Annotated in this window: 28 protein-coding genes; 12 read left to right on the plus strand and 16 right to left on the minus strand. The window is 68.1% G+C overall.

Annotation, left to right across the window (positions count from 1 at the left end):
- Positions 1 to 40 precede the first annotated feature (40 nt).
- Positions 41 to 955: an AraC family transcriptional regulator gene (locus tag FHS28_RS11340; protein WP_088452601.1), complete on the minus strand. Its 915-nt coding sequence runs from the start codon at positions 953 to 955 to the stop codon at positions 41 to 43.
- A 72-nt stretch (positions 956 to 1,027) separates the two neighbouring features.
- Here FHS28_RS11340 and FHS28_RS11345 point away from each other — a divergent pair, with 72 nt between their 5' ends.
- Entirely contained in the window at positions 1,028 to 1,867 is an 840-nt protein-coding gene (locus tag FHS28_RS11345; protein ID WP_246409920.1) for an SDR family oxidoreductase, read from the plus strand.
- A gap of 68 nt (positions 1,868 to 1,935) precedes the next feature.
- On the opposite strand, the gene FHS28_RS11350 is transcribed toward FHS28_RS11345, so the two are convergent.
- The 4 genes from FHS28_RS11350 to FHS28_RS11365 form a co-directional block, all read right to left on the minus strand.
- Positions 1,936 to 2,667, minus strand: a complete 732-nt coding sequence (locus FHS28_RS11350; RefSeq protein WP_088453113.1) for an ATP-binding cassette domain-containing protein — start codon at positions 2,665 to 2,667, stop codon at positions 1,936 to 1,938.
- Between the two features lie 11 nt (positions 2,668 to 2,678).
- Positions 2,679 to 3,347: a molybdate ABC transporter permease subunit gene (gene modB, locus FHS28_RS11355; protein WP_088452597.1), complete on the minus strand. Its 669-nt coding sequence runs from the start codon at positions 3,345 to 3,347 to the stop codon at positions 2,679 to 2,681.
- Between the two features lie 9 nt (positions 3,348 to 3,356).
- Complete coding sequence (gene modA, locus FHS28_RS11360) at positions 3,357 to 4,253, minus strand: molybdate ABC transporter substrate-binding protein (protein ID WP_246409922.1); 897 nt, start codon at positions 4,251 to 4,253, stop codon at positions 3,357 to 3,359.
- Between the two features lie 152 nt (positions 4,254 to 4,405).
- On the minus strand, positions 4,406 to 5,158 hold the full coding sequence (locus tag FHS28_RS11365) for an SDR family NAD(P)-dependent oxidoreductase (RefSeq protein ID WP_088452595.1): 753 nt from the start codon (positions 5,156 to 5,158) through the stop codon (positions 4,406 to 4,408).
- 133 nt (positions 5,159 to 5,291) lie between these two features.
- Here FHS28_RS11365 and FHS28_RS11370 point away from each other — a divergent pair, with 133 nt between their 5' ends.
- Positions 5,292 to 6,203, plus strand: coding sequence for a LysR family transcriptional regulator (locus FHS28_RS11370; RefSeq protein WP_088452593.1), 912 nt, complete (start codon positions 5,292 to 5,294; stop codon positions 6,201 to 6,203).
- Between the two features lie 57 nt (positions 6,204 to 6,260).
- Here the strand turns inward: FHS28_RS11370 and FHS28_RS11375 are convergent, their stop codons facing one another.
- Entirely contained in the window at positions 6,261 to 7,160 is a 900-nt protein-coding gene (locus FHS28_RS11375) for an MBL fold metallo-hydrolase (protein ID WP_088452591.1), read from the minus strand.
- Between the two features lie 87 nt (positions 7,161 to 7,247).
- Here FHS28_RS11375 and FHS28_RS11380 point away from each other — a divergent pair, with 87 nt between their 5' ends.
- Genes FHS28_RS11380 through FHS28_RS11390 form a run of 3 tightly spaced genes read left to right on the plus strand, consistent with a single transcriptional unit; the run spans position 7,248 to position 8,543 of the window.
- Positions 7,248 to 7,610, plus strand: a complete 363-nt coding sequence (locus tag FHS28_RS11380) for an ArsR/SmtB family transcription factor (protein WP_184294601.1) — start codon at positions 7,248 to 7,250, stop codon at positions 7,608 to 7,610.
- Positions 7,611 to 7,613: 3 nt separating this feature from the next.
- Positions 7,614 to 8,048 carry a YeeE/YedE family protein gene (locus FHS28_RS11385; protein ID WP_088452587.1) on the plus strand — a complete coding sequence of 145 codons (435 nt, stop codon included), beginning with the start codon at positions 7,614 to 7,616 and terminating at the stop codon, positions 8,046 to 8,048.
- A 21-nt stretch (positions 8,049 to 8,069) separates the two neighbouring features.
- On the plus strand, positions 8,070 to 8,543 hold the full coding sequence (locus FHS28_RS11390) for a DUF6691 family protein (protein ID WP_088452585.1): 474 nt from the start codon (positions 8,070 to 8,072) through the stop codon (positions 8,541 to 8,543).
- 22 nt (positions 8,544 to 8,565) lie between these two features.
- Here FHS28_RS11390 and FHS28_RS11395 read toward each other — a convergent pair whose 3' ends face one another.
- Together FHS28_RS11395 and FHS28_RS11400 are read right to left on the minus strand one after the other, a co-directional pair.
- Positions 8,566 to 8,919: a winged helix-turn-helix domain-containing protein gene (locus tag FHS28_RS11395; protein ID WP_246409924.1), complete on the minus strand. Its 354-nt coding sequence runs from the start codon at positions 8,917 to 8,919 to the stop codon at positions 8,566 to 8,568.
- Entirely contained in the window at positions 8,916 to 11,045 is a 2,130-nt protein-coding gene (locus tag FHS28_RS11400; protein ID WP_184294611.1) for a sensor domain-containing diguanylate cyclase, read from the minus strand. The genes FHS28_RS11395 and FHS28_RS11400 overlap by 4 nt, the downstream gene beginning before the upstream one ends.
- A 325-nt stretch (positions 11,046 to 11,370) precedes the next feature.
- On the opposite strand from FHS28_RS11400, the gene FHS28_RS11405 reads away from it, so the two are divergent.
- From FHS28_RS11405 to FHS28_RS11420, 4 genes are read left to right on the plus strand one after another with little or no spacing between them, the layout of a single operon-like run.
- The gene (locus FHS28_RS11405; protein WP_221193933.1) at positions 11,371 to 12,768 is read left to right on the plus strand and encodes a circularly permuted type 2 ATP-grasp protein; all 1,398 of its coding nucleotides are present in this window, start codon (positions 11,371 to 11,373) and stop codon (positions 12,766 to 12,768) included.
- Positions 12,762 to 13,730, plus strand: coding sequence for an alpha-E domain-containing protein (locus tag FHS28_RS11410; RefSeq protein ID WP_088452579.1), 969 nt, complete (start codon positions 12,762 to 12,764; stop codon positions 13,728 to 13,730). The genes FHS28_RS11405 and FHS28_RS11410 overlap by 7 nt, the downstream gene beginning before the upstream one ends.
- Positions 13,731 to 13,737: 7 nt before the next feature.
- Complete coding sequence (locus FHS28_RS11415) at positions 13,738 to 14,574, plus strand: transglutaminase family protein (RefSeq protein WP_088452577.1); 837 nt, start codon at positions 13,738 to 13,740, stop codon at positions 14,572 to 14,574.
- A gap of 51 nt (positions 14,575 to 14,625) precedes the next feature.
- On the plus strand, positions 14,626 to 15,378 hold the full coding sequence (locus FHS28_RS11420; protein WP_088452575.1) for a proteasome-type protease: 753 nt from the start codon (positions 14,626 to 14,628) through the stop codon (positions 15,376 to 15,378).
- A 34-nt stretch (positions 15,379 to 15,412) separates the two neighbouring features.
- On the opposite strand, the gene FHS28_RS11425 is transcribed toward FHS28_RS11420, so the two are convergent.
- From FHS28_RS11425 to FHS28_RS11455, 7 genes are all read right to left on the minus strand, one after another.
- Positions 15,413 to 16,195: an amino acid ABC transporter ATP-binding protein gene (locus FHS28_RS11425; RefSeq protein WP_088452573.1), complete on the minus strand. Its 783-nt coding sequence runs from the start codon at positions 16,193 to 16,195 to the stop codon at positions 15,413 to 15,415.
- On the minus strand, positions 16,179 to 16,832 hold the full coding sequence (locus FHS28_RS11430) for an amino acid ABC transporter permease (protein ID WP_088452571.1): 654 nt from the start codon (positions 16,830 to 16,832) through the stop codon (positions 16,179 to 16,181). Before FHS28_RS11430 ends, FHS28_RS11425 begins: the two co-directional genes overlap by 17 nt.
- A complete protein-coding gene (locus tag FHS28_RS11435; protein WP_088452569.1) occupies positions 16,825 to 17,541 on the minus strand; it encodes an amino acid ABC transporter permease in 717 nt (238 codons plus the stop codon). The genes FHS28_RS11430 and FHS28_RS11435 overlap by 8 nt, the downstream gene beginning before the upstream one ends.
- Positions 17,542 to 17,560: 19 nt before the next feature.
- Positions 17,561 to 18,430: a transporter substrate-binding domain-containing protein gene (locus FHS28_RS11440; RefSeq protein ID WP_088452567.1), complete on the minus strand. Its 870-nt coding sequence runs from the start codon at positions 18,428 to 18,430 to the stop codon at positions 17,561 to 17,563.
- Positions 18,427 to 19,212, minus strand: a complete 786-nt coding sequence (locus tag FHS28_RS11445) for a GntR family transcriptional regulator (RefSeq protein ID WP_088452565.1) — start codon at positions 19,210 to 19,212, stop codon at positions 18,427 to 18,429. The genes FHS28_RS11440 and FHS28_RS11445 overlap by 4 nt, the downstream gene beginning before the upstream one ends.
- Before the next feature lie 223 nt (positions 19,213 to 19,435).
- Complete coding sequence (gene nadC / locus FHS28_RS11450; RefSeq protein WP_088452563.1) at positions 19,436 to 20,296, minus strand: carboxylating nicotinate-nucleotide diphosphorylase; 861 nt, start codon at positions 20,294 to 20,296, stop codon at positions 19,436 to 19,438.
- Positions 20,297 to 20,302: 6 nt separating this feature from the next.
- Positions 20,303 to 21,001 carry a fumarylacetoacetate hydrolase family protein gene (locus tag FHS28_RS11455; RefSeq protein ID WP_088452561.1) on the minus strand — a complete coding sequence of 233 codons (699 nt, stop codon included), beginning with the start codon at positions 20,999 to 21,001 and terminating at the stop codon, positions 20,303 to 20,305.
- A 99-nt stretch (positions 21,002 to 21,100) separates the two neighbouring features.
- Between FHS28_RS11455 and FHS28_RS11460 the strand changes: the two genes are divergently transcribed.
- Genes FHS28_RS11460 through FHS28_RS11470 form a run of 3 tightly spaced genes read left to right on the plus strand, consistent with a single transcriptional unit; the run spans position 21,101 to position 24,897 of the window.
- Positions 21,101 to 22,465, plus strand: a complete 1,365-nt coding sequence (locus FHS28_RS11460) for a septal ring lytic transglycosylase RlpA family protein (RefSeq protein WP_088452559.1) — start codon at positions 21,101 to 21,103, stop codon at positions 22,463 to 22,465.
- 57 nt (positions 22,466 to 22,522) lie between these two features.
- Positions 22,523 to 23,671 carry a GGDEF domain-containing protein gene (locus FHS28_RS11465; protein ID WP_184294613.1) on the plus strand — a complete coding sequence of 383 codons (1,149 nt, stop codon included), beginning with the start codon at positions 22,523 to 22,525 and terminating at the stop codon, positions 23,669 to 23,671.
- Entirely contained in the window at positions 23,668 to 24,897 is a 1,230-nt protein-coding gene (locus FHS28_RS11470; RefSeq protein ID WP_088452555.1) for a GGDEF domain-containing protein, read from the plus strand. Before FHS28_RS11465 ends, FHS28_RS11470 begins: the two co-directional genes overlap by 4 nt.
- Here FHS28_RS11470 and FHS28_RS11475 read toward each other — a convergent pair.
- A complete protein-coding gene (locus tag FHS28_RS11475) occupies positions 24,868 to 26,628 on the minus strand; it encodes a tetratricopeptide repeat-containing diguanylate cyclase (protein WP_088452553.1) in 1,761 nt (586 codons plus the stop codon). The two genes, FHS28_RS11470 and FHS28_RS11475, sit on opposite strands and share 30 nt — an antisense overlap.
- Between the last annotated feature and the right edge of the window lie 6 nt (positions 26,629 to 26,634).

A 26,634-nucleotide genomic window follows, 5' to 3' on the forward strand; every position in this document is an offset into this window, starting at 1 on the left:
AAACCGTGGGCGGGGGCTCAGGATCTGCCCGCGTCCACCCTCAGGCCGCAGCGCGCCGCTCACGGACAAACCGTCCCGGCGGCGCGCCCACATGCCGGGTGAATGCCACGCCAAAGGCGCTGACCGAGCGGTACCCCACCCGCTCGGCCACGTCCGCCACCGCCTGCCCCTGCCTCACGAGCATTTGACGGGCCAAGGCCATGCGCCAGGCCAGCAGGTATTCATGCGGCGCCAGGCCCACCACCCGTCCGAATCGCTCAAAGAAAGCCGATCGGGACAGCGCCGCCTCCCGTGCCAGGGCCTGCACCGTCCAGGCCCGCTCCGGCTGTTCATGCATCGCGCGCAGCGCCTGTGCCAGCCGGGGATCGGCCAGACCTCGCACCAGCCCTGGCGATGAGGCGGTTTCCGCAGAAGCGCGGAAAGCCTCGATCAGCAGCACCTCCAGCAGCCGCGCCGTGATGAGGTCCCGGCCCGGACGCTGGGCCCTTGCCTCGTCACCCAGCAGGTGCACGAGGCTTGCCAGCCGGGCGTCGCCGCGCACCTGAATCCATCGCGGGAGCAGCGACACCAGCAATGCCGCATCCGGGGCCCCGAACTCACAGCTGCCCACCAGCAGGCGGGTGTCCACCGGACCGTCCGGATCGCCCAGTCGCGCGCCGGAAGCCGTCTGAGCCACAGGCGTGGTGACCGTCTCGTCCGCCCGGGGCGGCGCGCGGTCCAGGCTGCAGGTGGCGAAACCCTGCGACGCCGGCAGCAGCACAAAGTCGCCCGCGGCCAGGGTCAGCACTTCCTCCTCATCCACCCGCAAATGACAGCCGCCCTCCAGCACCACCAGATAAAAAGGCCGCCCCAGCTCCGAGCGACGCACCGCCCACGGTGCGGTCGCCACCACCTGCTTGGAAAACGGTGCCGTGGGTTGGAGCAAGGCCACCACGTCGGCCAGGGGGTCAGTCATCTGGACGATCTCGACAAATTCATGGAGCTTGCAGTGTAGTCAGTCCGGCGCCCGCCCCCTATCGTGACGGACATGTCCACTTCAACCGCTCCGCACACCATGACCGCTTCCAATACGACCCCGGCGTCAGCTTCGGCGACTTCCGCAGGCTTCACCCCTGCCCCCGGCCACACCCCCACCGTCCTCATCACCGGCTGTTCCTCCGGTTTCGGCCTCGACGCCGCCCGCCTGTTCCTCGACCGCGGCTGGCAAGTCATCGCCACGATGCGCACGCCGCAGCCGGACCTGCTGCCTCGCTCGGAACGCCTGCGCATCCTTCCGCTGGACGTCACCCGTGAGGACAGCATTGAGGCTTGTCTGCGCGAAGCCGGCCCCATCGATGCGCTGGTGAACAACGCGGGGGTCGGCATGCTGGCGCCGCTGGAAGGCACGAGCCTGGCCGCCGCACGTGAACTCTTCCAGACCAACACGCTCGGCACCATTGCCATGACGCAGGCCGTGCTGCCGCAGTTCCGTGAGCGGCGTGCGGGCGTGGTGGTGAACGTGACCTCTGCGGTCACGCTCAAGCCGCTGCCGCTGCTGTCCGTCTACACGGCCAGCAAAGTGGCGGTCAATGCCTTCACCGAATCGGTGGCGCTGGAACTCGCGCCGTTTGACGTGCGGATGCGCCTCGTGCTCCCGGGCCGTGCGCCGACCACGCGATTTGGTGCCAATGCACAGTCGCGGATGGGCGGATCGGTGCCTGAAGCCTATGCGTCGTTTGTGCAGTCGGTGTTTGCTGGCGTCCCCGGAACCAAGGCGCTGACGACTCAGTCGGAAGATGTGGCCGAGGCCGTCTGGCGTGCGGTGACAGATGTTGATGCGCCGATGCGCATTCCTGCTGGCGCGGATGCGGTCGCGATGGCAGGGTGAATTGCCTTGGCGCGGCACGACGTGACATCGATGCCCGCGCACCGGCACACACCGCCCGGCGGCTTCGCTCAGCCGGTTGCTGAAGGGCCCGCCGCCTGGGCACTGCCGTGATCACCCATGCCCAACAGCGCATCCGGCCCGCTGATCCGCCCCTCCGCCAGATGCAGGGCCTGCTCGCCGAAACGTGCCAGGTCGGCGGGATCGTGGGTGATCATCAACATCGGAATGGCAATGTCATCGAGCAGGGCCTGGAGCTCCGCCCGGGTCTGCTCACGCAGGGACGGATCGAGCGCAGAGAACGGCTCGTCCAGCAACAGCGCCCGCGGTTCGTTCACCAGCGCCCGAGCCAGCGCCGTGCGCTGACGCTGTCCTCCGGAGAGTTGGTGCGGATACTGATCCACCACACGGGTCAGCGCCAGCGCGGTGATCCATCGGTCCACCGCCGTGCCGCCGGCCGACGGGCGGGGATTCCACCAGCCGCGATACAGGCCGAAGGCGATGTTCTGACGCACCGTCAGATGCGGGAACAGCGCGTAGTCCTGAAAGAGATAACCGAGCCGCCGGGACCGGGCCGGCAGGTCGATCCGCTGCGCCGAATCGAACACGGCCTGCCCGTCCACCCGGATGCTGCCGCTGTCCGGCCGCAGCAGGCCGGCCACCGCCTGCAGCGTGAGGCTCTTGCCCGCGCCGGACGGACCGAAGAGAACGGTGCGCCGCGCCGACGTGCGGAATTGCACCTCCAGGTCGAAGGTCCGCCCCGGTTCGCCGACCCGCTTGCGGATGTCCACCTCAAAGCTCAGGGTCGCCCCACTCATGCTGCGCTCCTGGGCCGGGCCAGCCGGCCGGCACTGAGCAGCACCGCGACACAGGTGACCGAGATGATGATCACCAGCAGGTTCGCGGTGTCGTCCTGTCCCGCCTGTACCGCTTCATACACGGCGATCGACAGCGTCTGCGTCTTGCCCGGGATGCTGCCAGCCACCATCAGCGTCGCCCCGAATTCCCCCAGCGCGCGGGCGAAGGCCAGCAGCACACCGGCCAGCACGCCGCGCCAGGCCATCGGCAGGGTGACACGGAAAAACAGCGCCCATTCGCCCAGGCCCAGCACGCGTGCGGCCTTTTCCAGCTGCGGATCCACGCCTTCAAAGGCCGCGCGAGCCGACTTGGCCACCAGCGGAAACGAGACGATGGCCGCAGCCAGCACTGCGCCCTGCCAGGTGAAGATCAGCTGGATGCCGAACTGGTCATGGAGCCAGCCGCCGAGCCAGCCGCGTCGGCCGATGACCACCAGCAGGTAATACCCGAGCACGGTGGGCGGCAGCACCATCGGCAGTGTGAGCACGGCGTCCGCAAGCTCGCGGCCCGGGAAGCGCCAGCGCGCCAGCGCGTACCCTGCCGCCAGCCCGAAGATCAGGTTGAGCAAGGTGGCCCACCCGGCCACCTTCAACGACAGCGCCAACGCGATCCAGGCAGCGTCCATGCGTCGCGATCAGGGTTTGCCGAAGCCGAAGGTGGCCAGTACGGCCTGCCCGTCGGCGGAGAGGAGGAAGTCGATGAAGGCTTTCGCGCCAGCAGGATTGGGACCTTGCTGAACCGCGGCCACCGGATAGCGGATCGGCGTGGCGGTGGGCACCGTCAGGACCATGCGGACCTTGTCCTTCTGCACCAGCGCATCGGTGCCATACACAAAGCCGGCTTCGGCTTCGCCGCGCGCCACATAGTCCAGCGCCTGGCGCACATTCTGGGCGTAAACGGCCTTGGGCTCGACGGCCGGCCACAACCGGGCGGCTTCCAGCGCGCCCTTGGCATAACGTCCGGCTGGCACGCCTTCGGGCTTGCCCAGGGCAATGCGTTTCACGCCGGCCTGCTGAAGATCGGCCAGCGAGCGAAGCGGCAGCGCTCCATCCGCCGGCGTGATCATCACCAGTGAGTTACTGACGAAATCCCGCCGGCTGCCCGGCATCAGCAACTGCTGCTGTTGGGCACGGTCCATCGTCTCCTGATCGGCGGAGGCGAACACGTCCACCGGTGCGCCCTTGGCGATCTGCGCCAGCAGCGCATCAGACGCGGCAAAGTTGAGCTGCACCTTGGTGCCGGGATGGCGCGATTCGAAGGCCGGGGCCAGCGCCTTGAAGGCGTTGGTCAAGCTGGCGGCGGCCGAGACGGTGATGTCTCCGGACTGCGCCACAGCGAGGAAACTGGTCAGGCCGAGGATGACCCCCACGATCGACATCAGCGCGCCCCGGCGGGTGCCCGGGTGGATCCCGGTCAGGGCGCCCTCGCGGCGCGTGTGCCGGTGACCCGACGGCCCCGGCAGCGACGCTGCGTTCGGCGGGACGCTCACAGCAGGCAGAGGGACAGACACCGGACCGAAGAATCGACGCATGAGCGCTCCTGAAAACACCGGCGGACAGGGCACGATGTCGGAGCGCAATATATCTCAGGATATGACGCCGGGGGCGGGCGAGGGCACTGACAGCCGCTTGAGATGTGCCCGCAGCGGCTCTGACCGCGCACCGCCCCCGGCGGCTCTGGCGTTCAGATCTGCGCCATGCCGCCATCCACGAACAGCTCAATGCCGTTGATGAAGCTCGCCGCATCCGATGCGAGGAAGGCGACGACCGCGCCGACCTCGGACGCTTCACCCAGACGACCCAGCGGCACCTGCCCGGCGAGGTAATCGAACAAACCCTGCCGAGAGGCGTCGTCCTGCGCCAGACCGCCCAGGCCCGGCGTACGGATCGGGCCCGGGCTGACCGCGTTGACCCGGATCGCGCGATCCTTCAGTTCCACCGCCCAGGACCGCGCAAAGTTGCGCACCGCGGCCTTGCTGGCACTGTAGACGCTGAAACTGGCACCGCCCTGCACCGACGTGGTGGACGAGGTCAGGATGATCGACGCGCCCTGACTCAGCAGCGGCAGCGCCTTCTGCACGGTGAACAGGACACCGCGCACATTCGTTGCGAAGATGCGGTCGAAGTGTTCTTCAGTGATGGCGCCCAGCGGCAGCATGTCGCCGCCACCGGCATTGGCGAAGAGGATGTCGATGCGGCCGGCACGCTGGGCGATCTCCGCGTACACGCGGTCCAGGTCGCTCAGCACCGAAGCATCGGCGCGGAGACCGGTGGCCTGAGGGCCGATCTCGGCGACTGCCGCATCCAGTTCCGCCTGGCGGCGGCCGGTGATGAAGACGCGCGCGCCCTGGGCGGCCAGGGCCTTGGCCGATGCGAGGCCGATACCGGTGCTGCCGCCGGTGACCAGGGCGATCTTGGATTCGAGGGGCTTGTTCATGAGGATCTCCGAAGTTGAGGGGAAGGGGTGCGGCGCGAAGGCCGCATGTCCTCAATGTAGGGAGTTGCGATTGATCGAAAAACCGGCCCGAATCGAAATGACTATTCATCGCCATGGATAATGAACTGAAGCCATGGATCAACTTCAAGCCATTCGCGTCCTCGCGCGCGTCATCGAAACGGGCAGCTTCACCCGCGCCGGGGATTCGCTCGGCATGCCCATCGCCACCGTCAGCAAGCTGGTGCGGGACCTGGAGTCCCATCTGGGTGTCCGGCTGCTTCAGCGCACCACACGGCGCGTCACGGTCACGCCCGAGGGGGAGGCCTACTACGCCAGCAGCGGCCGGATCCTGCGCGATCTGGAAGACATCGACGGCTCCTTCAGCGCCGTCCGTGGCAAGCCACGCGGCCATCTCCGGGTGGATGTGGGCGGCTCGACGGCGCGCGATGTGCTCATCCCGCTGCTGCCAGACTTTGTGCGGCGCCACCCGGACATCCGCATCGATCTGAGCGTGTCGGACCGTTCGGTGAACCTGATCAGCGACAACGTCGATTGCGTGATCCGTGGGGGCGGGCTGCCCAGTTCCACCCTGGTGGCGCGACCGCTGGGGGCGGCGGTGATGATCACTTGCGCGTCACCGCAGTACCTCAAGCATGCTGGCATTCCTGCCACACCGGACGAGTTGAAGAACGGACACCGGCTGATTGCCTATGTCTCGAGCGATACCGGACGGGCGGTCCCGTTCCGCTTTGAACGTGATGGGGACCGAACAGAGATCAAGCTCGACCACCGGATCGGCGTGAATGAAAGCAATGCCCACCTGGCGGCCTGTGTTGCCGGGCTCGGGATCGTGCAGACCTTCGGTTATGCGGCGGCCAGCGCGCTGCGGGCGGGGCAGCTGGTGGAGATTCTTCAGCCGTGGCGCCCCGCGCCCTACCCGTTCCATGTGGTGTACCCGCAGGCCCGGCACGTCACCCCGCGCCTACGGGTGTTCATGGACTGGCTGCTGGAGGTGTTCCCGCAGCCACTCAGCCTGCCCGGCTGACCTCCGTAGGCCGCCACCGGCAGCGATGTCAGGACCTGCCGCGGGCCTGCGCCCCCATCAGCGAACCGTGCTGTCCGCCCCCGCAGACCGGCCCAGCACATTGAGCGGAATCTTTAGATAACTCACACCGTCCTCCTCTGCCGGCGGCAACTGGCCCGCGCGGATATTCACCTGCAGCGACGGGAGGATGAGGGTGGGCACTTCCAGGGTGGCATCGCGGGTCGTGCGCATGCGGACGAAGTCGTCCTCGCTGATGCCGTCGTGCACATGGATGTTGTGGGCGCGCTGGTCGGCCACCGTCGTTTCCCAGGCGGGCGCCCGGCCGGCCGGCGGATAGTCGTGACAGACAAAGATCCGGGTCCGCTCCGGCAATGCCAGCAGCCGCCGCACGGAGCGGTAGAGCTGCCGGGCATCCCCGCCGGGGAAGTCCGCCCGCGCCGTGCCGACGTCCGGCATGAAGAGCGTGTCGCCCACAAACGCCGCATCGTCCATCAGGTAGGCCATGTCGGCCGGCGTGTGTCCCGGCACCAGCACCGCCTGAGCCTCCATCTGGCCGATGGTGAAGATCTCGCCGTCCCGGAACAGATGGTCGAACTGGGCGCCGTCCGGCAGGAAGTGGCGGTCCAGGTGATAGAGCGTCTTGAAGGTGCGCTGCACCTGGGTGATCTGCTCCCCGATGGCGATGCGCCCGCCCACCTGGCTTTGCACATACCGCGCACCGGACAGGTGGTCCGCATGGGCGTGGGTCTCAAGGATCCATTGCACCGTCAGGTCATTGCTGCCCACGTAGGCCAGCAGACGGTCCGCCTGCTCGGTGGAGGTGCGGCCGGACTTCATGTCGAAGTCCAGCACCGGGTCCACCACGGCAGCGCAGCGGGTGGCGTTGTCGCTGACGACATAAGAGACCGTCCAGGTCTTGTCGTCGAAGAACGCTTGAACGGTGGCGCGTGCAGACATCACATCCCCTTCTTTCAATCTATTGATTGATAGTTTATTGCTTGATATATTGAAGTCAAGTTGTCCGGCGTTTTCAGGAGGCCTTTCATGTTGACCCATCCCGGTCCGGAGTCAGTCGCTGTTCCTTCGCCCGATGTTCCGCCCCATGCGCTGGATATGGAAGCCCTGCGGGCCGCCGCCGGCCAGGCGGTCAGTGCGCTCAAGGTGATGGCCAATGAAGACCGGCTGCTGCTGCTGTGCCAGCTGTCGCAAGGTGAGATGAGTGTCGGGGAACTGGAGTCGGCGCTGGGCATCCGGCAACCGACCTTGTCCCAGCAATTGGGGGTGCTGCGCAATGAAGGCGTGGTCAACACCCGGCGCGACGGCAAGCGCATCTGTTACAGCCTGGCCGATCCGCGGCTGCTGCAGGTGTTGCAGCTAATGCATACGCTTTATTGCCCCAAGGAGTGAGCCATGACGATCGACTGGCAGGCCTTCACCCCCTGGGCCTCCCTCGCCGGCGGCGTGCTGATCGGCCTGGCGGCGGCGCTGCTGGCACTGCTCAATGGCCGGATTGCCGGCATCAGCGGGATCGTCGGTGGGCTGCTGGCACCGCGGTCTCATGAAACCTCGTGGCGGTTGGCCTTTGTGCTGGGTTTGATCGCCTCTCCGGCGGTCTATGCCCTGCTCACCACCGTACCGGCGCCGAGCGTGTCCGCCAGCGGGCCGGTGCTGGCAGTGGCCGGGCTGCTGGTGGGCCTGGGCACGCGGTATGGGTCGGGCTGCACCAGCGGCCATGGCGTCTGTGGGCTGTCCCGCCGGTCGCCGCGTTCGCTGGCAGCCACGGTCGCTTTCATGGCGGCGGGTTTTCTGACTGTCTTCATCGTCCGGCATCTGCTGGGTGTCTGACACGCCTCGGGAGGCATCGACATGACGCTTTTCACTGCCCTGCTCTCCGGCCTGATCTTCGGGCTGGGACTGCTGCTTTCCGGTATGGCCTCGCCCGCCAAGGTGCTTGGATTCTTGGATCTGGCCGGCGCGTGGGATCCATCCCTGGCGCTGGTGATGGCGGGCGCGATGGCCGTCGGGCTGATCGCCTTTGGCGTGGCCGGTCAGCGGTCACGGTCCCTGCTGGACCAGCCGATGCAACTTCCGTCCACCCGTCAGATCGACCGCCGGTTGGTGGGTGGCAGCGTGCTGTTCGGCATCGGCTGGGGCCTGGCCGGCTTCTGCCCCGGCCCGGCGCTGGTTGGGCTGGGCTTGGGCAGCGGACCTGCCCTGCTGTTTGTGGCCGCCATGCTGGTCGGCATGAAGCTGTTCGACTGGCTGGAGCGGCGTCAGGCGACTGCGCGCGTGGCCGCGGCGACGGCTTCCGTCGCTCAGGCCGATGGGCCAGGCCATTGAACCAGCGACACGCGGCCAGCCGCTACTCGGCCAGCATTTGCATCAACTGACCGATCCGGCCCGCGCAGTGCGTCTGCGCCTCGGCCTCGATCTCCCGATACAGCGTCACCAGCGCCCGGCCACTGTCCGTCAGCCGGCTGCCGCCGCCTTGAGCGCCTCCCGCTGCGGTCGCCACGGCCGGTTCCCGCAGCGACTGATTCAGCTCATCGATCAACAGCCACGCCCGCCGATAGGACATGCCCAGCGCCTTGGCCGCTGCGGTGATCGAGCCCGCTTCATCCAGCGCCTCCAGCAGCGCGATCTTGCCGGGCCCGATGGCGATCAGCTCGCCCTGCGTGATGCGCATGCGCAGCTTGAACTCCGGCGCCACACTCATCCCCAAGGCGTCTCGGTCGACGCGATCACCGGTGGCGCCGCCAGATGCCAGCGGCCCCGGCCCGCGGCCTTGGCGGCATACAGGGCATCATCGGCGCGGGCCAGGAAGGCCACATCGCTTTCCGCATCGGCGGTGGTACAGGCCACGCCGATGCTGGTGGACATCCGCACCGCTGCGCCCATCACCGTCAGCGGCGCGCCGACCGCGTCGAGCAGCTTCTGCGCCAGGTTGCCAGCCTCCTGCGGCTCGTTCAGGTTTTCGACGATCAGCACGAACTCATCCCCCGCCAGACGGCAGAGCACGTCGGTCTCGCGCACGGCGCCGCGCACCCGTGCGGCAAAGGTCTGCAGCACCACATCGCCCGCCGCATGACCGAGGCTATCGTTGATCTGCTTGAAGCGGTCCAGGTCCATGAACATCAGCGCCAGGATGCGACCGCTGCGTCGGGCCCGCGACAGGGCTTCGGACAGGCGTTGATCGAACTGCCGCCGGTTCGGCAGGCCGGTCAGCGGGTCCACCCGGCTGAGCTGATCCAGCTCGCGCTCCACCTGCTTGAAGGCCGTCACATCGGTGCTCAGGGTGTAGACCCCGGCCACGGTGCCATCGGCGCGCAGGTCCGGCACGTATTCGGTCAACAGGTCCCGCACCACCCCATTGGACTCGGAGCGCGTCTCGAAGCGCTGCCGCACACCCGCCAGCGCGCCCTTGAGCGCCGGCAGGCGCTGCTCGTACAGCACCGGACCGATGGTCTCCACCAGCGTCCTGCCCAGCGCCGCGTCCGGTTCGGTGCCCAGCCAGGTGCGGAAGGTGGCATTGAGGAAGCGCAGCCGCTGCTCCGCATCGATATAGGAGATCAGCACCGGCAGGTTGTCGGTGATGGTGCGCAGCCGGCGCTCGCTGGCCTCCTGCCGCTGCATCGCGTCTTCCAGCTCCAGCGTGCGTGACCGCACCCGCTCCTCCAGCGAGGCATTGAGCTGCGCCAGCGACGCATCCTGCTGCGCCTGCCGCCGGGCCAGCTCGGTGAGGGCGTGGGACAGCACCGCCGCCTCACGGTAGCCGCCCACCTGCGGCAGCGCGTCTTCACTCAGGTGGTGCCGCTTGGCGATGGCGCGGGACAGCTGATTCAGCGGCCGCGCGAGCCGGCGCGCCTGCCACCAGCACAGGGGCACGGCCAAGGCCAGCAGGATCAGCGCCGTATAGAAGATCTGGCGGCGCAAGCGGTAGTAGTCTTCCAGCGCAACGCTCACCGGCTGGCGCACCATCACCGTCCAGCCCAGGCCGGGGTACGCGCCATAACCCTGAGTCGGAATCGTCACGGCGAAGTAGTCCACACCGTCGAAGTTATGGTGGCGCAAGGCCGCGGTCGTATCCTTCGGCACAGGCAGCTTCTTGCCTTCCATGTTGGCGGGCCCCAGGATGACCGAGCCGTCGCGGGCCAGGATCAGCGCATCGGCCTGATGACTCGCCATGGTGGAATCGATCAGCTCCGATTTGATCTGGCGCGCCCAGCTCCAGCTCAGATGGGCCCCGAACACGCCCCGCAACTGGCCGCTGTTGTCCACCAGCGGCATGGCGAAGTCGACAAATCGCCAGGGATCGCTCTGACGCGGCAGCAGCCGCTCCAGCAGTACCGCCGCGTGCACGTCGCCCACATACGGCTGGCGCTGGGCGCCCTGGAACCAGGGTCGCTGGGAGACGTTCACCCCGTCCAGCAGCCCGCCGGCGGCGGCCAGCACCGTGCCCTGGGTGTCCGTCACCCCCAGCCAGGCAAAGTGGTCGAAGCCGATCTGCATCTGGTCCAGCGCCCGGCGCATTTCGGCGGAATTGCCGCCGCGGAAGGTGTCCAGCCGCGCCAGCACCCGCACTTCCTTGAACTGCTGGGCCATGCCCCGGTCCAGCGCATCCCGGAAATCCATGCCGACCTGCCGCAGCGACTGCACCGCGCGGCGCTCCGCATGGGCGCGGGCGAAGGTTTCGATCAGCACAGCGGAACTGAGCAGCGCGACCGCCACGGCGGTCAGCACCACCGCGGTCAGCCAACGGCCCATGGAGGCCCGGGAGCCGCGCTGGGGCACGAAACCGTCGTCGATGTCTTCGTCCGCAGGGCCTGACGGGCGGGCGCTCATGGGCCCGCTCGGGGGGACGCTCGGAGGGGCGGACGGATGGCCGGGCATGTCGGCCGGAGTCGAACTCTGCATGTGGCATTGTGACGAGTTGCGCCCGGCCCGTGCAACGCGGGATAGTGCCAGCGCACCACACCGGGGACGTGGCGCCCCGCCCGGAAACCGTCCCGGCACCGCCCCGGATCGCCAATCGCACCAATATCGGTCATGCTGGGGCCCCCACCCCTGGGCACGCCCCTTGCAATCCCCCGGACCGGCCCTCTCGCGGCCCGTCTCTGGAGCCTTCATGCATGCGCTGACCTTGCCGCCTTCCGGCCATTACGACGAAATGTTGCTGCAAAGTGGTGCCATCCGGCCCAGCTACCAGGCATTCGCCGAGTGGCTGCATGCGCAAACCCCCGAAGCCCTGGCCAAGAAGCGGTCCGAGGCCGCCCTGCTCTTCCACAAAGTGGGCATCACCTTCGCGGTCTACGGGGACGAAGCCGGCGCCGAGCGGCTGATCCCCTTCGACACCGTCCCCCGTATCGTGCCCGCCGACGAGTGGACGATGCTGGAAAAAGGCCTGCGCCAGCGCGTCAATGCGCTCAACCGCTTCCTCTGGGACATCTATCACGACCATGAGATCGTCAAGGCCGGGATCATTCCCGCCGAGCAGATCTTCGCCAATGCGCAATACCAGCCAGCCATGCAGGGGCTGGACCTGCCGCTGGGCGTCTACGCCCACATCACCGGCGTGGACCTGATCCGCCACGCCGATGGCGGTTATTACGTGCTGGAAGACAACCTGCGGGTGCCGTCGGGCGTGAGCTACATGCTGGAGAACCGCAAGATGATGATGCGGCTCTTCCCCGAGCTGTTCGCGCGATATGCCATCGCCCCGGTGGCCCACTACCCGGCCCTGCTGCTGACCACGCTGCGTCAGGCCAGCCCGGCCGAGAATCCGACAGTGGTGGTGCTGACCCCCGGACCCTTCAATTCCGCCTATTTCGAGCATGCCTTCCTGGCGCAGCAGATGGGGGTGGAGCTGGTCGAAGGACAGGACCTGTTCGTCAAGGATGGCTTCGTGTTCATGCGCACGACCGTCGGCCCGAAGCGGGTGGATGTGATCTACCGCCGCATCGACGATGCCTTCCTGGACCCGCTGGCCTTCCGTGCCGATTCGATGCTGGGCGTGCCCGGGCTGCTGTCGGTCTACAAGCAGGGCCATGTGGTGCTGGCCAACGCCATCGGCACCGGCGTGGCGGACGACAAGTCCATCTATCCCTACGTGCCGGACATGATCCGCTTCTACCTCGGCGAGGAACCGATCCTGCACAACGTGCCCACCTGGCAGTGCCGCAAGCCGCAGGACCTGGACCATGTGCTCAACCACATGGCCGACCTGGTGGTGAAGGAAGTGCACGGCGCCGGCGGCTACGGGATGCTGGTCGGCCCCGCTTCCACCGCGGCCGAAGTGGCCGACTTCAAGGAGCGGGTCAAGGCCAACCCGTCCAACTACATTGCGCAGCCGACGCTGTGCCTGTCGAGCTGCCCGACGTTTGTCGAGCGCGGCATCGCCCCGCGCCACATCGACCTGCGGCCGTTTGTGCTGTCGGGCCGGGAGGTGAACATGGTGGCGGGCGGCCTCACGCGGGTGGCGCTCAAGGCCGGGTCGCTGGTGGTGAATTCGTCCCAGGGTGGCGGCACCAAAGATACGTGGATCCTGGAGAGGAGCGCCGCATGCTGAGCCGGACCGCCGCGCAGCTCTACTGGATGAGCCGCTACCTGGAACGCGCCGAGAACCTGGTGCGGATGCTCGATGTGACGCACTCGCTCTCCCTGCTGCCGCAAAGCCGCGGTGCCGTCACCGAGCTGGCCGCGCCGCTGGCCGTGACGGGCACGCTGGAGGCCTATCAGTCCCGCCTTCCGAGGCTCAGTGCCGAAGAACTGTTCCGCTTCATGGGCATTGATCTGGACAACCCCGCCTCGGTGCTGTCGAGCATTCGGCAAGCGCGGGAGAACGCCCATGCGGTGCGGGGCCAGATCACTGCGGAGATGTGGGAAGCCATCAACACCAGCTGGCTGGAGGCCCGTGAACTGGCGCGCCGCGGCGTGGTGGATCCCTCGTCCTTCTTCGACTGGGTGAAGGAACGCTCGCACCTGTTCCGCGGTGCCACCTACGGCACCCTGCAGCGCAACGATGCCTACTGCTTCATCCGCCTGGGCACCTTCATCGAACGGGCCGACAACACCGCTCGTCTGCTGGATGTGAAGTCGCAGCTGATTGCCCCGGCGGTCGATTCGCTGGCACCGGTCGATGTGCCCAGCGAAAGTGCGCCGGACTTCTACGCCTGGAATGCGCTGCTGCGCTCGTTGTCCGCCTTCGAGGCCTACCACGCGGCCTACCGTGACAGCCTCAACGGTCGCCGGGTGACCGAGCTGCTGATCCTGCGCCCCGACGTGCCGCGCTCGCTGCGGGCCTGCTGCGATGAGATCCGCTCGATCCTGCCGCAGATCGAATGCCGCCAGGGCGCGCTGGACGCCGGCCGTAAGGTCAAGCAGCTGGCCGGTGAACTGGCCCTGCGCCTGGAATATGGCTCGGTGGACGAGATTCTGGATGCGGATCTGCATGACTGGCTCACCGGCTTCCTGGAAGACTCCGCCCGGCTGGGCATGGCCATCCAGCGCGCCTACTTCGAAGCCCAGTGAGGCGGCCATGCACCTGCACATCGCGCATGACACGGTCTACAGCTACGAAGCCCCCTTGAGCCGCAGCACCCAATATCTGCGGCTGACCCCGCGGCCCGGCGCCGGGGTGCGGGTGCTGAACTGGTCCCTGTATCTGCCGGCGCAGGCCAGCGTCTGCCAGGACGCCTTCGGCAACACGATGCACGTGCTGAGTCTGGATGGTCCGCGCGGCGAGATCCATCTGCAGGCGGTCGGCGAGGTGGACACGGACGATGCGCCCCCGCACCCGGAACCCCACGACGACTTTCCGCCCCAGGTCTTCCTGCGCGACACCGCCCTCACCCGCGCCGATGCGACGCTGCGTGATTTCGCGCACGGCTTTGCCGAGGCGGCTGGTCAGGACGCGCATGTGGCGCTGCTGGCCATGATGGCGGCGCTGGTCCGGCACATGCCGTATGTGAAAGGCTTCACTGACGCGGCCACACCGGCCGCCGAAGCCTTCGCCTCCGGCCGCGGCGTCTGCCAGGACCATGCGCAGGTGTTCGCCTGTTGCGCGCGCTTGCTCGGGCTGCCGGCGCGTTATGTCTCTGGCTACCTCGCCACCGACGCTGAACATGTCGCCAGCCACGCCTGGACCGAGGTGCGCCTGCCGAATGGTGGCGCTTTGTTTCCGGATGCAACGAGTGGTGGCTGGGTCGGCTACGACATCAGCAATCAATGTCTGGCCGATGGACGGTATGTGAAAGTGGCCATCGGCGCCGACTACCTCGATGCCTGCCCGGTGCGCGGCGTGCGGCTGGGTGGGGGCACGGAGACGATGAGAGCGCAGGTCCTCGTGAAACCCGGCACGCCGGACCAGCAATGATGGCCCGCGCACCCTGCCGGCATCGGCAGTGATGCGCTAATCTTTTGAGCCATGACTTACTGTGTTGCCATGCGGCTGCGGGCCGGCCTGCTGTTCGCCTCGGACTCGCGCACGAACGCGGGTGTTGACCACATCGCCACCTTCCGGAAGATGAACCTCTTCGAGGTGCCGGGCGAACGCCTCATCACGCTGCTGAACGCGGGCAACCTCGCCACGACGCAAAGCGTCATCAGCCTGTTGCGCCAGCGCACCAATGGCGGCGGGCGGCATCTGCTGAATCTCCCCTCGATGTATGACGTGGCGGAACTCGTGGGGCGCACCGTCAAGGAAGTGGTGTCGCGGGACAGCGAAGGCGGCGGCCAGCTGAGTCAGGGCGTTGACTTTGGCGCCAACTTCATCATCGGCGGACAGATCCGGGGCGAGGCGCCGCGCCTCTTCCACATCTATCCACAGGGTAACTTCATCGAAGCCACCGAGGACACGCCGTATCTGCAGATCGGCGAATCCAAATATGGCAAGCCGATCATCGATCGGGTGGTGGACTTCGACACCAGCCTGACCGAAGCGACCAAGTGCGCGCTGATCTCGTTTGACTCGACCATTCGCAGCAACCTGTCGGTGGGCCTGCCGCTGGACATCCTGCTCTACCGCACCGACAGCTTCGCACCGGCGCGACCGCATCGCATCACTGGCGATGACCCCTACTTCAGCCGGCTGCGGCAGGGCTGGGGCGGTGGTCTCAAGCGAGTCTTCGAGCAGTTGCCCGACGCCGACTGGTTCACGGCGGATCACGTCGGGGACTGAAGCGGCCTGCGCCGCAGCTGCGGTCTGAGGGTGCTCAGTCGTGCAGGGACGCCAGGAACTGCTGCAGCTCCGGCGTGCGCGGCGCGCCGAAGATCTCCGACGGCGGCCCGATCTCATGCACACGGCCCTGATGCATGAAGATCACCCGGTCCGCCACCTTGCGAGCAAAGTTCATCTCGTGGGTCACCATCAGCAGCGTCATGCCGTCGCGTGCCAGTGACTCGACGACGCGAAGCACCTCGCCGACCAGTTCCGGATCGAGCGCGGACGTGATCTCATCACACAGCAGTACCTGCGGCTCCATCGCCAGTGCCCGCGCAATGGCCACCCGCTGCTGCTGACCGCCGGAGAGCTGCTCCGGCAGCGCATCGAACTTCTCCGCCAGACCGACCCGCGCCAGCAGCGCACGCGCCTGCTCGGCCGCGTCCGCCTTGCTGCGCTGCTTCACCAGCGTCGGTGCGAGCATCACGTTGCGGCCGACGCTCAGATGCGGGAACAGATTGAAGCTTTGAAAGATCATGCCCACCTGCTGCCGCAGGGCGCGCATGGCCATGGCGCTCTCATGCAGCAGCGGCTTGCCGGCCACGGTGAGCGATCCGTCCTGGAACGGCTCGAGCCCGTTGATGCAGCGCAGCAGCGTGCTCTTGCCCGAGCCGCTCTTGCCGATCAGGGCGATGACCTCGCCGCGCATCACATCCAGGTCGATGCCCTTGAGCACCTCATTCGTCCCATAGGACTTGCGCAGCGCGGTGATGCGCACGATGGGCACACGCGGCGTCTGGGTCTGCGTGAGCACGGCGTCAGGCTGGGCGGCCATGGCGGTTCCTTTCGAAATGGCGGGCCAGCAGGCTGACCGGGAAACACAGGGCGAAGTACATCAGCGCCACGCAGCCGAAGACGAGGAAGGGCTTGAAGCTCGCATTGGCCATCATGCTGCCGGTCTTGGTGAGTTCCACGAAGCCGATGACCGAGGCCAGCGCGGTGCCCTTGATGACCTGCACCAGAAAACCCACCGTCGGCGCGATGGCCAGGCGCATCGCCTGCGGCAGCACCACGTGCCGCATCTGTTCACCGAAGCTCATGGCCAGGCTTCGGGCCGCTTCCCACTGGCCCTTGGGCACCGCCTCCACACAGCCGCGCCAGATCTCGACGAGATAGGCGCTGGTGTAGAGGGTGAGTGCACAACTCGCCGCCGTCCACGCGGAGACTTCCACGCCCAGCAGCGACATGCCGAAGTAGGCGAGGAACAGCTGCATCAGCAGTGGCGTGCCCTGAAAGATCTGCACATAGAGCCCGACCAGCCGACCGGTGAACCGGCCCAGGCCCAGCCGCAGGCACAGCAGCAGCGCCCCGACGAGGCCGCCGCCCGCAAATGCGATCAGCGACAGCACCACCGTCCAGCGCAGCGCCAGCAGCAGGTTACGCAGAATGTCCCAGAGGGTGAATTCAACCATGGCGCGCTCCCAGCCAGCGCCGCAGCATCGGCGGCCGCGGCGTGACCCTCGGCGCACTGCCGAAGAGGAATCGCGCACCGATCCACAACAGCAGATGACGCACCACGACGCTCAGCGCCAGATACAGTCCCACCGCGATGAAGGTGGCTTCAAACGCGCGGAAGTTGCGGCTGTGGATGAGATTGGTGGCATAACTCAGCTCCTCGGTGGAGATCTGGCCGCAGACCGCCGTCCCCAGCATCACGATGATGATCTGGCTGGTCATGGCCGGCCACACCCGCCTGAAGGCCGGCGGCAGCACGACGCGTACGAAGGTCTGCACCGGTCCGAGCGCGAGGCTGTATGCGGCCTCCCACTGGCCGCGCGGGGTAGCCTGTATGCCGGCCCGCAGGATCTCGGTGCCGTAGGCGCCCAGGTTCAGCGTCATAGCGATGACCGAGGCGGTCGCTGGCGACAGCGTCACGCCGAGCGTTGGCAGGCCGAAGAAGATGAAGAACAGCTGCACGATGAAGGGCGTGTTGCGCAGCAACTCCACATAGACGGCCACCAGCCGGCCCAGCCCCGCCGGGCCGCAGGCGCGCGCCCAGGCGCCCGCCGTGGCCGCCAGCAGCCCCAGCGGGACGGCCACCGCCGTCAGCCCGACGGTCCAGCCCAGGCCGCGCAGCAGCAGAGGCCATTCCGCCAGCACGGCGCCGAAGTCGAAGTCCATGGCAGCGTCCCGCGCCGCCTCAGAGCGGCAGCTCCCCGGTGCCGCGACCGAGCCACTTCTTCGACAGCGCTTCCAGTTCGCCCGCCTGCTTGGCGGCCGCGATGATGGCATTCACCTTGGCCAGCAACGCATCCTCGCCCTTGGCCACGCCCACATAGCAGGGGCTGTCCTTGAGCAGCAGCTTGTATTCGATGTTCAAGCCGGGATTGCGCTGCATCAGGTTGGCTGCAACGGCAGCGCTGGTGGCCAGTACCTGGGTCTGTCCGGCGGAGAAGGCGGCAATGGTGGCGTTGTTGTCCTCGAAGCGTTTGAACTCCAGCGAGGCCGGCGCCACCTTGCCCAATTCCTGGTCCTCCATCGCGCCGCGGGTCACGGCGACCGTCTTGCCGGCGAGATCGGCGAAGGACTTGATGCTCAGGCTCTTGGGCGCAAACACCGCTTGATAGAACGGCGCATAGGCGGCGCTGAAGCTGATCACCTTTTCTCGCTCCGGGTTCTTGCCCAGCGAAGAGATGACGAGGTCCGCCTTCTTCGTCTGCAGGTACGGGATGCGGTTGGCACTGGTCACCGGCAGCAGCTCCACCTTCACACCGAGCTTCGCCGCGATCAGTTCCGCCATGGCGATGTCCAGGCCTTGCGGCTTCATGTCGGGGCCGACAAAGCCATAGGGCGGGTAGTCGGTCGGCACCGCGATGCGGATGGTCCTGGACTTGGTGATGGTGTCCAGCGCGGTCTGGGCCTGCACACCGGCGACGGCCAGGCCGAGGCCGGCGGCCAGCAGCAGGCGGCGGGTGAGGGCACCGCCCAGGCGTGTCGGGACGGACCGGGTCGTCCGAGCGTCGGCAGTGACGGGAGAGGCAGGAGAGACAGAAGCGACGGGACGGCTCATAACAAGGCTCCTAGATAAGCGGCGGGAGGGTCGGAGGAAGGGTCGGAGGAAGCGTCAGTCGAGCGATCTGTCGATCGATGGACAGCGGCATCGGAAGTCGTTTCTGCCATGGGCGCCAGGGCTTGGCGCAGCAGATGCAGCGGATCGCTGGCGGCCGGCGCCTGCAGGCCCGCCTGGACGTGGCGGAGGTGGTCGGCCATCAGCGTCTCGGCGCTGGCCAGATCCCCACGCTCGAGCGCATCCACGATGGCGACGTGCTCTTCACAGGACTGGGCCGCATCGTGGGACGACTGATAGAGCATTGCAATCAGCGTCGTCCGCGCGGTGAAGTCACGCAGTGTGTCGGCCAGCAGCCGGTTGCCCAGGCAGTCGGCGAGGCACACATGGAAGTCGCCCAGCAGGAAGCTACGGGTGCCGACGTCATCGCTGCTGAGCGCGGCGCGTTCCTGCTGCAGATGCCGCCGCAGGCGTGCCAGGGCGGTGGGCGCCAGTCCGGACTCACGCGGCTGCCCGCGGATCAGGCCCAGCTCGATGACGCGCCGCGCCTCGAAAGCCTCACGCGCCTCCTCCTGGCTCGGTGCAATGAGATACCAGCCCCGCCGCGCACTGACGGTGACGATGCCCCGCGCAGCCAGCCGGGTCAGTGCCTCACGGACGATGGTGCGGCTGCAGTCGAACAGCAACGCCAGCTGCTGCTCGCCGAGGCGGGTGGCCGGCGGCAGCTTCTGCGCCAGCACCGCTTCGAGGATGCGCTGGCTGATGTCGGTGGCGGAGGTGCCCATGCCACGGGCTTTGCAGCTTCCGTGCCAGGCCGTTCATCTGTCTTGTATGCAAGCGCTGCGCACAGGCTTGGTGTGCGGCGGGGCGTTGGAGCGACCGCAACGCCATCGCAGGGCGCGCCGATGCACTGGCGCGGTGCTTCACAAAGCAGACAGCCGATGCTCCAGTGACAGAGACATCGGCTGCTGCAGAGGGTCCGACGGCGGGCGATGGTGCCGTCTGCGTTCAGCCGTCCACCCGCATTGAATAATCGACGGCCTTCACATCCTTGGTGAGGCGACCGACGGAGATGCGGTCCACGCCGGTGGCGGCAATCCAGCGCAGCTGATCCAGCGCCACGCCGCCGGAGACCTCCAGCAAGGCGCGGCCCCCCGCGACGGCCACTGCCTCGCGCATCATCGGTTCGCTGAAGTTGTCCAGCAGCACGCTGACCGCGCCCGCCGCCAGTGCTTCACGCAGCTGGTCCAGCGTCTCGACTTCCACCTGGATGGTCACACCCGCCTGCAGCGCTTGCGCCTGCTGCAGGGCCTGGGTGACCCCGCCCGCCGCGGCGATGTGGTTCTCTTTGATGAGGATGCCGTCGTACAGCGCCAGCCGCTGATTGGCACCGCCACCGACCCGGACCGCATACTTCTGCGCCAGGCGCAGGCCGGGCAAGGTCTTGCGCGTGTCCAGCACCACGCAGCCACGGGGATTCGGGCTGGCACCCTCGATCGCCCGCGCATGGGCGCGGGTCAGCGTGGCGGTGCCGGAGAGCAGCTGCAGGAAGTTCAGCGCCGGCCGCTCGGCCGACAGCAGCGCACGGCCATCGGCTTCGATGCGGCAGACCACCGTGTCGGCGGTCATGTCGGCGCCTTCGTCATACAGCCACTCGATGCGGCTGCCCGCATCCAGCTGCCGGAAGACCCCGTCGAACCAGTCTCGGCCGCACAGCACCGCCGCTTCGCGCACCCGCACATGGGCCTTCACCCGACGGCCGGCCGGGACCAGACGGGCCGTCCAGTCCGCGATGCCGATGTCCTCGAACAGCGCGTCGTGGATGTTGCGGGCACGCGCCTCGTCCAGGCGCTCGTTGTGGTCAAACATGGGGATTTATTCGGCCTCGCCGATGGTGATCTGCAGCGTGCCGAAGCCTTCGATCACGCCTTCGATCGAGTCACCCGGCTTCACCGGACCGACGCCTTCGGGCGTGCCGGTGTAGATCAGGTCGCCCGGCTCCAGGTGATAGAACTGCGACAGGTTGGCCACCAGCTCGGGAATGCTCCAGATCATGTCGGACAGGTCACCGCGCTGCTTTTCGGTGCCGTTCACGCTCAGGGTGATGGCGCCGGCCTTCAGCTCGCCCAGCTCGCTGCGGGGCACCAGCGGCGTGATGACGGCGGAATGCTCGAAGCCCTTGCCCAGGTCCCAGGGACGGCCAATGGCCTTGGCTTCGTTCTGCAGGTCGCGGCGGGTCATGTCCAGGCCCGCGGCATAGCCCCAGACGGCTTCACCTGCCTGCTCCGGCGTGGCGCGGAACACCGGCTTGCCGATGGCCACCACCAGTTCCATCTCGTAGTGCAGGTTCTTGGTGCCCGGTGCGTAGGGAATGGTGCCGCCGGACGGCGCCAGCGCGCTGGCGGGCTTGGTGAAGTAGAACGGCGGCTCGCGGTCCGGGTCGCTCCCCATCTCCCGGGCGTGTGCGGCGTAATTGCGGCCCACGCAGAAGATGCGGCTGACGGCGTAACGGGCATCGGAGCCGCGCACCGCCACGGAGGCTTGCGGGGCTGGAGGGAAGATGTAGGCGCTCATGGCTGACGGAGGTTGTGGTGTGGAAACCAATCGTTCGTTTGCACGAACCCGTGCAGCATAACCTTGGCAAAAGCAGGCAGCATTGCTAGGGTTGCGCCCATGTTTGAAGCCCGCCCCGCCGGCCAGCGCCTGGCCGTCCTGACGAGTGCCCTGATCCTGGCCGCCTGCGCCAGCCGTGGTCCTGCCCCCTCCAGCCGCCCCGCCACGCCCGCTCCGGGCGGTGCCAAGGTCACCCAATGGCCGTCCAAGGACGGTCCCGAGGCCATCGTGCCGGCCGATCTGGACAAGATGCCGGACGCCCTGCCCCGGCTCGAGAGCATCCGCAAAGGGGGTCCGAACAAACCCTATGCCGTGGCGGGCCAGCGGTACGAGCCCCTGACGGACGACGACCCGCTGGTCCAGCGCGGTCTGGCGTCCTGGTATGGCCGCAAGTTCCACGGGCGTCCCACCGCCAGCGGGGAGCTCTACAACATGTATGCGATGACGGCCGCGCATCCGACGATGCCCATCCCCAGCTATGCCCGGGTGCGCAATCCGAAGAACGGCCGGGAAGTGATCGTGCGGATCAACGACCGCGGGCCTTTCCACAGTACCCGCATCATCGATCTGAGCTACACCGCCGCCCTCAAGCTGGACCTCCTCCGAGGGGTGGCCGAGGTGGAAGTCGAGCGGATCACCTATGAAGACATCCGCAGCGGCGCCTGGCTGCGCGGCAAGGAGCCGCCGGTGTTGCCGGGCGACCGTGCGGTGCCGGACGCGCCGGTCTTTGCCGCGGCCACCCCGAATGGCGCGCCGGAGGTGACCACCGGGGCGCAGATGCGTGACGCGGATCCCGCGCCCGGAATGAACCGGCCGGTGGCGTCCGGCAAGAGCCGCGCGTCGGCACCTTCGGCTGCGTTGACCTCCGCCCGGGGGGCCGCAACCGGCGTCCCTGCCGGCACGGGCACGGGCGCTGTCACGGTCGCCACCAGCGCCGCCGGCACGACCGCCGGCACTGCGGCTGGTGCCAGCGCCGGCATGGTGCCGATCCCGGTGGTGGCCCTGCCGCCCGGGACCGATCTGGACAGCCAGCGCGACTTCCCGAATGCCAATGGCCGGAACCCCGGCACCCCGGTCGGCCCGGTCGCAGCGGCGGGCGGCAACAGCGCCCCCTCCGCCGCCGCCACCGCCGAGGCCTCCGCATCTCCAGGCCCCAACGACCCGGTGCCCGCCATGAAGCTGGCCGCCGCGCCGGGCTTTTGGCTGCAGCTCGGTGCCTTTTCCCGACTGGAAGGTGCCGAAACCCTCCGCGAGCAGTTCAACCGCAACCTGGACTGGATGGCCCCCATGCTGACCATCTTCAAGGACAAGCAACTGCACCGCCTGCAGGCCGGGCCGTTCAGCAGCAGGGAAGACGCCCGGGCAGCCGCCGACAAGGTGCGCACCGCCATGGCGCTGACGCCGGTCCTGGTCGAACGGCGCTGATCCCCCGTACGGGGGACGTGATTGTGCGCGGGGGAGCGCTTTGCGATGATGACGTCAATGCCTGCCCTGGACGCCGCCACCCTCCTGATGGTGCTCACCATGGTCGACGGGTTCGCCTGTGTGGTGTGGCTGCTGCTGGGAGAAGCCCTGCGCATCGCACCGCGCTCGGCGCGCCGGGTGGCGCTCTATCACGGGCTGCTGGTGCTGGCCTGGTGGCCCACGCTGCCGGACTGGACCGAGCCGGTGCTGAGCCTGCCGCTGTCCATCATCTGCGCGGGTCTGCTGACGGCCGGCGTGCGCGGCCTGATGCGGCTGCAGCACCAGCTGACCGATGTGGTGGCGGTGGTCGTGCTCGGACTGGTCGTCCTGGCGCTCGTGAATCCCAACCTCAACACCGCCCGCGCGGTGGTCAATCTGGTGTCCTGCATCCTGGCCTTGATGGCCGTGGCGGACATTCTGCGCGGCACCGGCTTTCGTCTGCACATCACCGGCCTGCTGGTGCTCCCTTACCTGGTGCTGGCCGGCGCGGGCCTGTGGCGCGCCGGCGGCCTGCTCGGCTGGATGCCGGCCGGCATGGGCCTGCAGGGGCTCTCCGTCAATGCGCCCCTGGCGCTGCTGCGGCTGGTGGTGAACCTGGCGGTGACCACCGGCCTGGTGGCGCTGGTGCTGCAACGGCTGATTGCACGGGTGCGCCACCTCACCCGGCGCGACGCACTCACCGGCCTGCTGAACCGCCGGGCGCTGGAGGAGCAATTGCAACGGCTGCAGGCGCAGGTCGACCGCGGCCGCACCCACGCGCTGCTGGTCCTGGATGTGGACCACTTCAAGCGCATCAATGACGAACTCGGCCATGCCGGCGGTGATGCCGCCTTGCGTCACCTCGCCCAGGTGTTGGGCGAAGCGCTGCGCACCACCGACAACTTCGGCCGCATCGGCGGCGAAGAGTTCGCGGTGCTGATGCCGGACACCGACGAGCCCGGCGCCGTGCTGGTGGCGGAGCGGCTGCGGCGGCTGCTGCAGGAGCGTCCGCTGACCTGGGAAGACAAGATCTGGCCAATGAGTGCCAGCGTCGGGGTGGCCGCGATGCGCGCCAAGGACCTGCACGGCCGCGACGCCATGGCCCGTGCCGATGCCGCGATGTATGCCGCCAAGGCGGCCGGCCGGAACCGGGTGCACTGCGCCGCGGCCCTGGGAGTGGCCGCATGATGTCCAACGACCCGGTCACGATGGTCGCCGCCCTGCTGGCGGTGATGGGCGTGGCCATGGTCATCTGGCTGCTGATTGCGGCCGGCTTGCGGGAATGTGCCGCTTCCTGCCTGTGCCTGGCGGGCGCCAATGCGCTGCAGGCGCTGGCGCTGGTCGTGCGCTGGCTGCCGGAATCGCAGTGGCGGACACCGGGGCTGATCGCCGATGTCCTGCTGCTGGGCGCCTTTGCAATGTTGCATCTGTCCGTACCGCTGATGGACGACAAGCCGACCCGATGGCCGTTGCTCGCCTCGGCGCTGGCGCTGCTCGCGGCGCTGCTGACGCAGCTGCCCACCGGTCCCCACCACGCGGCGCATCATCTGGTGGTCAACGGGGCGGGGGGCCTGTTCTGCTTCTTTGCGGCGCGCAACACCGTCCGCCTGCTGAGGGACCGGGAGCTGCGCCCGGCGCTGAGCCGCATCTTTGGACTGCCCTTCCTCGTCATCGGCGGCCTGCTGCTGGTGCGGCCGCTGGCCACGCTCTGGATGCCGGATGTGCCGGCCTCGCTGGACACCCGGGGCGCCTTCAACATCGCCTGGCTGTGGGCGGCGCTGGTGATGACCTTGACGGTCAACGGCACCCTCGCCTTCCTGCTGATGCTCAAGCTGGTGCTGCAGATCCGCCGGCTGACGCTGCGCGACCCGCTGACCGATGCATTGAACCGGCGAGCGATGGCCGAGGCGATGGCCGCTGAACATCAGCGGGTGCGCCGCGGGCACACCTATGCGGTGGTGCTGCTGGACATGGACCGTTTCAAGCAGCTCAACGACACCCTCGGTCATGCAGCGGGCGACGAAGCGCTGAAGACACTGGTGGAGGTGCTGCGGCCCTGTCTGCGGGAAGTGGACCTGCTGGGACGGCTGGGAGGCGAGGAGTTCTGCGCGCTGCTGCCCTACACCGGCGTGGCCGGTGCCGCGCTGGTGGCCGAGCGCATGCGCCAGTTGCTGGAGACCACCGACTTCCGCTGGCAAGGCCGGTCCTGGCCGCTGAGTGCCAGCTTCGGGATCACCGAATCCGCGCCGTCTGATGAAGATCCCACCGAAGTGCTGCGCCGTGCAGACGAAGCGCTCTACCGGGCGAAGGCCCAGGGCCGGAATCTGGTGCAGGCGGTGGAGGCCATCGACCAACCCGCTCAGCCGCCTCGGCCGCAGTCCGCCTCAGGCCAGGGCGACCCGGTTGCGTCCTAGGTGCTTGGCCCGCTGCACCGCCTGGGTGGCGCGGGCCACGAGCAGGTCGGTGGCATAAGGCGGTGCGCTCGCCAGGCCCATGCTGAGCGTCACATCCAGGCCCGCGGACAGCCGCTGCCAGGGATGCACCGACACACTCGCGCGGATGCGTTCACAGACCTCGAAGCCGCGGTCGGCGATCGTGTCCGGGAAGACGATCAGGAATTCCTCGCCGCTCCAGCGCAGCGTGAGGTCACTGGTGCGGGTGTTCTCCCTCAGCAGCTGGGCCAGCTCCTGCAGCACCCGGTCGCCGATATCCCGGCCATGACGTTCGTTGATCTGCTCCAGGCCGTCGGCATCGATCAGGGCCACCGTCAGTGGCCGCTCGTCCTGCTCGGCGGCACGCAGCAGCGGCGGCAGACGGGTTTCCAGGCAGCGGCGGTTACCCAAGCCGGTGAGCGGGTCGCGGAAGGTGGCGGGATCGCGGTCGGCGCAGGCGCCGCCATCGACCTGGATCTCGGCTTCCAGTCGCGAGACGAAGTATTGCGACTGGGCCATCAGCTGCAGCACGCCGCGCCGTCGTTCGATGCCGCGGGCGGCTTCCAGGTGGGCCAGTGCCGGATCGATGAGCCCCAGGGCCTTGGCCGCGCGGTAGGCCGCCTGGTGCAGACGCAGATGGAGATGCGGCGGCAGGTGATCGAGTCCGGGTAATGCAGACAGTGCGGTTGGTGCGGACAGCGCGGATGGTGCAGCCACGTTGGACGGTGTGGGCGCTGCTGCCGACGCCGGCCCAGCGGCCATCGGCGGTTCGAACGCAGCGCGTCGCTCGGCCGAGGCAGGTGCCGCGGCCAGTTCGGCCATCAGGTCCTGCAGTCGCTGCCAGGCCTCGGCCGCCTCGCCGCGCATCAACAGCAGCTCGGCAAGCGTGCAGCGCACCCGCCATGCCAGCAAGCGAAAACCGGCCCGCGTCGAATGATCCAGGGATTCCTGCAGCAGCGGCTCGGCCTCCTCCAGACGGCCCATCAGCAGCAGCACCTCGCCGAAGTTGCTGGCGGTGAGGGCGATGCCGTAGAGATCGCCCAGTTCCAGGGAAAAGGGCCGGGCCTGACGCGCCAGTTCCAGCGCGCGTTCCAGCGTGCGGGCGGCCGGCTCGGGCGTGTCGGCGTCACGCTGCAGGTGGTAGGCCCCCAGCGCGACGGTGCATTGGTTGGTGAGCGTGACGACACGCTCGAACGGGGTGGCGGAGTCGCGCACGAGGCTGGCTGCTTCGCCCATCAAGCGCTCGGCCTGCCACGGGTCGCCCATGCGCTCGAAGCAGGCACCCAGGCCGTTGAGGGCCACGGCGCGCAGCCGGGCATCCCCCAGATCCGCCGCCTGCCGCAGGCATTCATGGGCGCAGGCCAGGCCCTGTTCATAGTCACCCAGTTCGCAGGCAGCCAGGCTCATCCAGCGCAGCAGCTCGCACAGGGATACCGATGGCCCCAGCGGTCGCAGCAGATGCAGAGCGCGCTGCCCCGCCGCCAGCATGCCGGCCAGGTCGCCCTGGCGCAGCAGGAAGTAGCTGCGCAGTTTTCCGGCTTCGGCCTGCTCGACGATATAGCCCTCGGCTTCCGCCCGGGCCCAGATGCGGTCCGCCAGCTGGAGACCTTCGTCCAGGCGCGCGTCACGCTGCGCCTGACGGGCACGGTCCAGCCAGTCGCTCAGAGGGGCGTCATCCGCCAGGTCAGCCAGGGCAGTCAGGGAATCCCGCATGGGGCA

This window comes from Roseateles terrae (genome assembly GCF_014192155.1).
Classification (GTDB): Bacteria; Pseudomonadota; Gammaproteobacteria; order Burkholderiales; family Burkholderiaceae_C; genus Roseateles; species Roseateles terrae.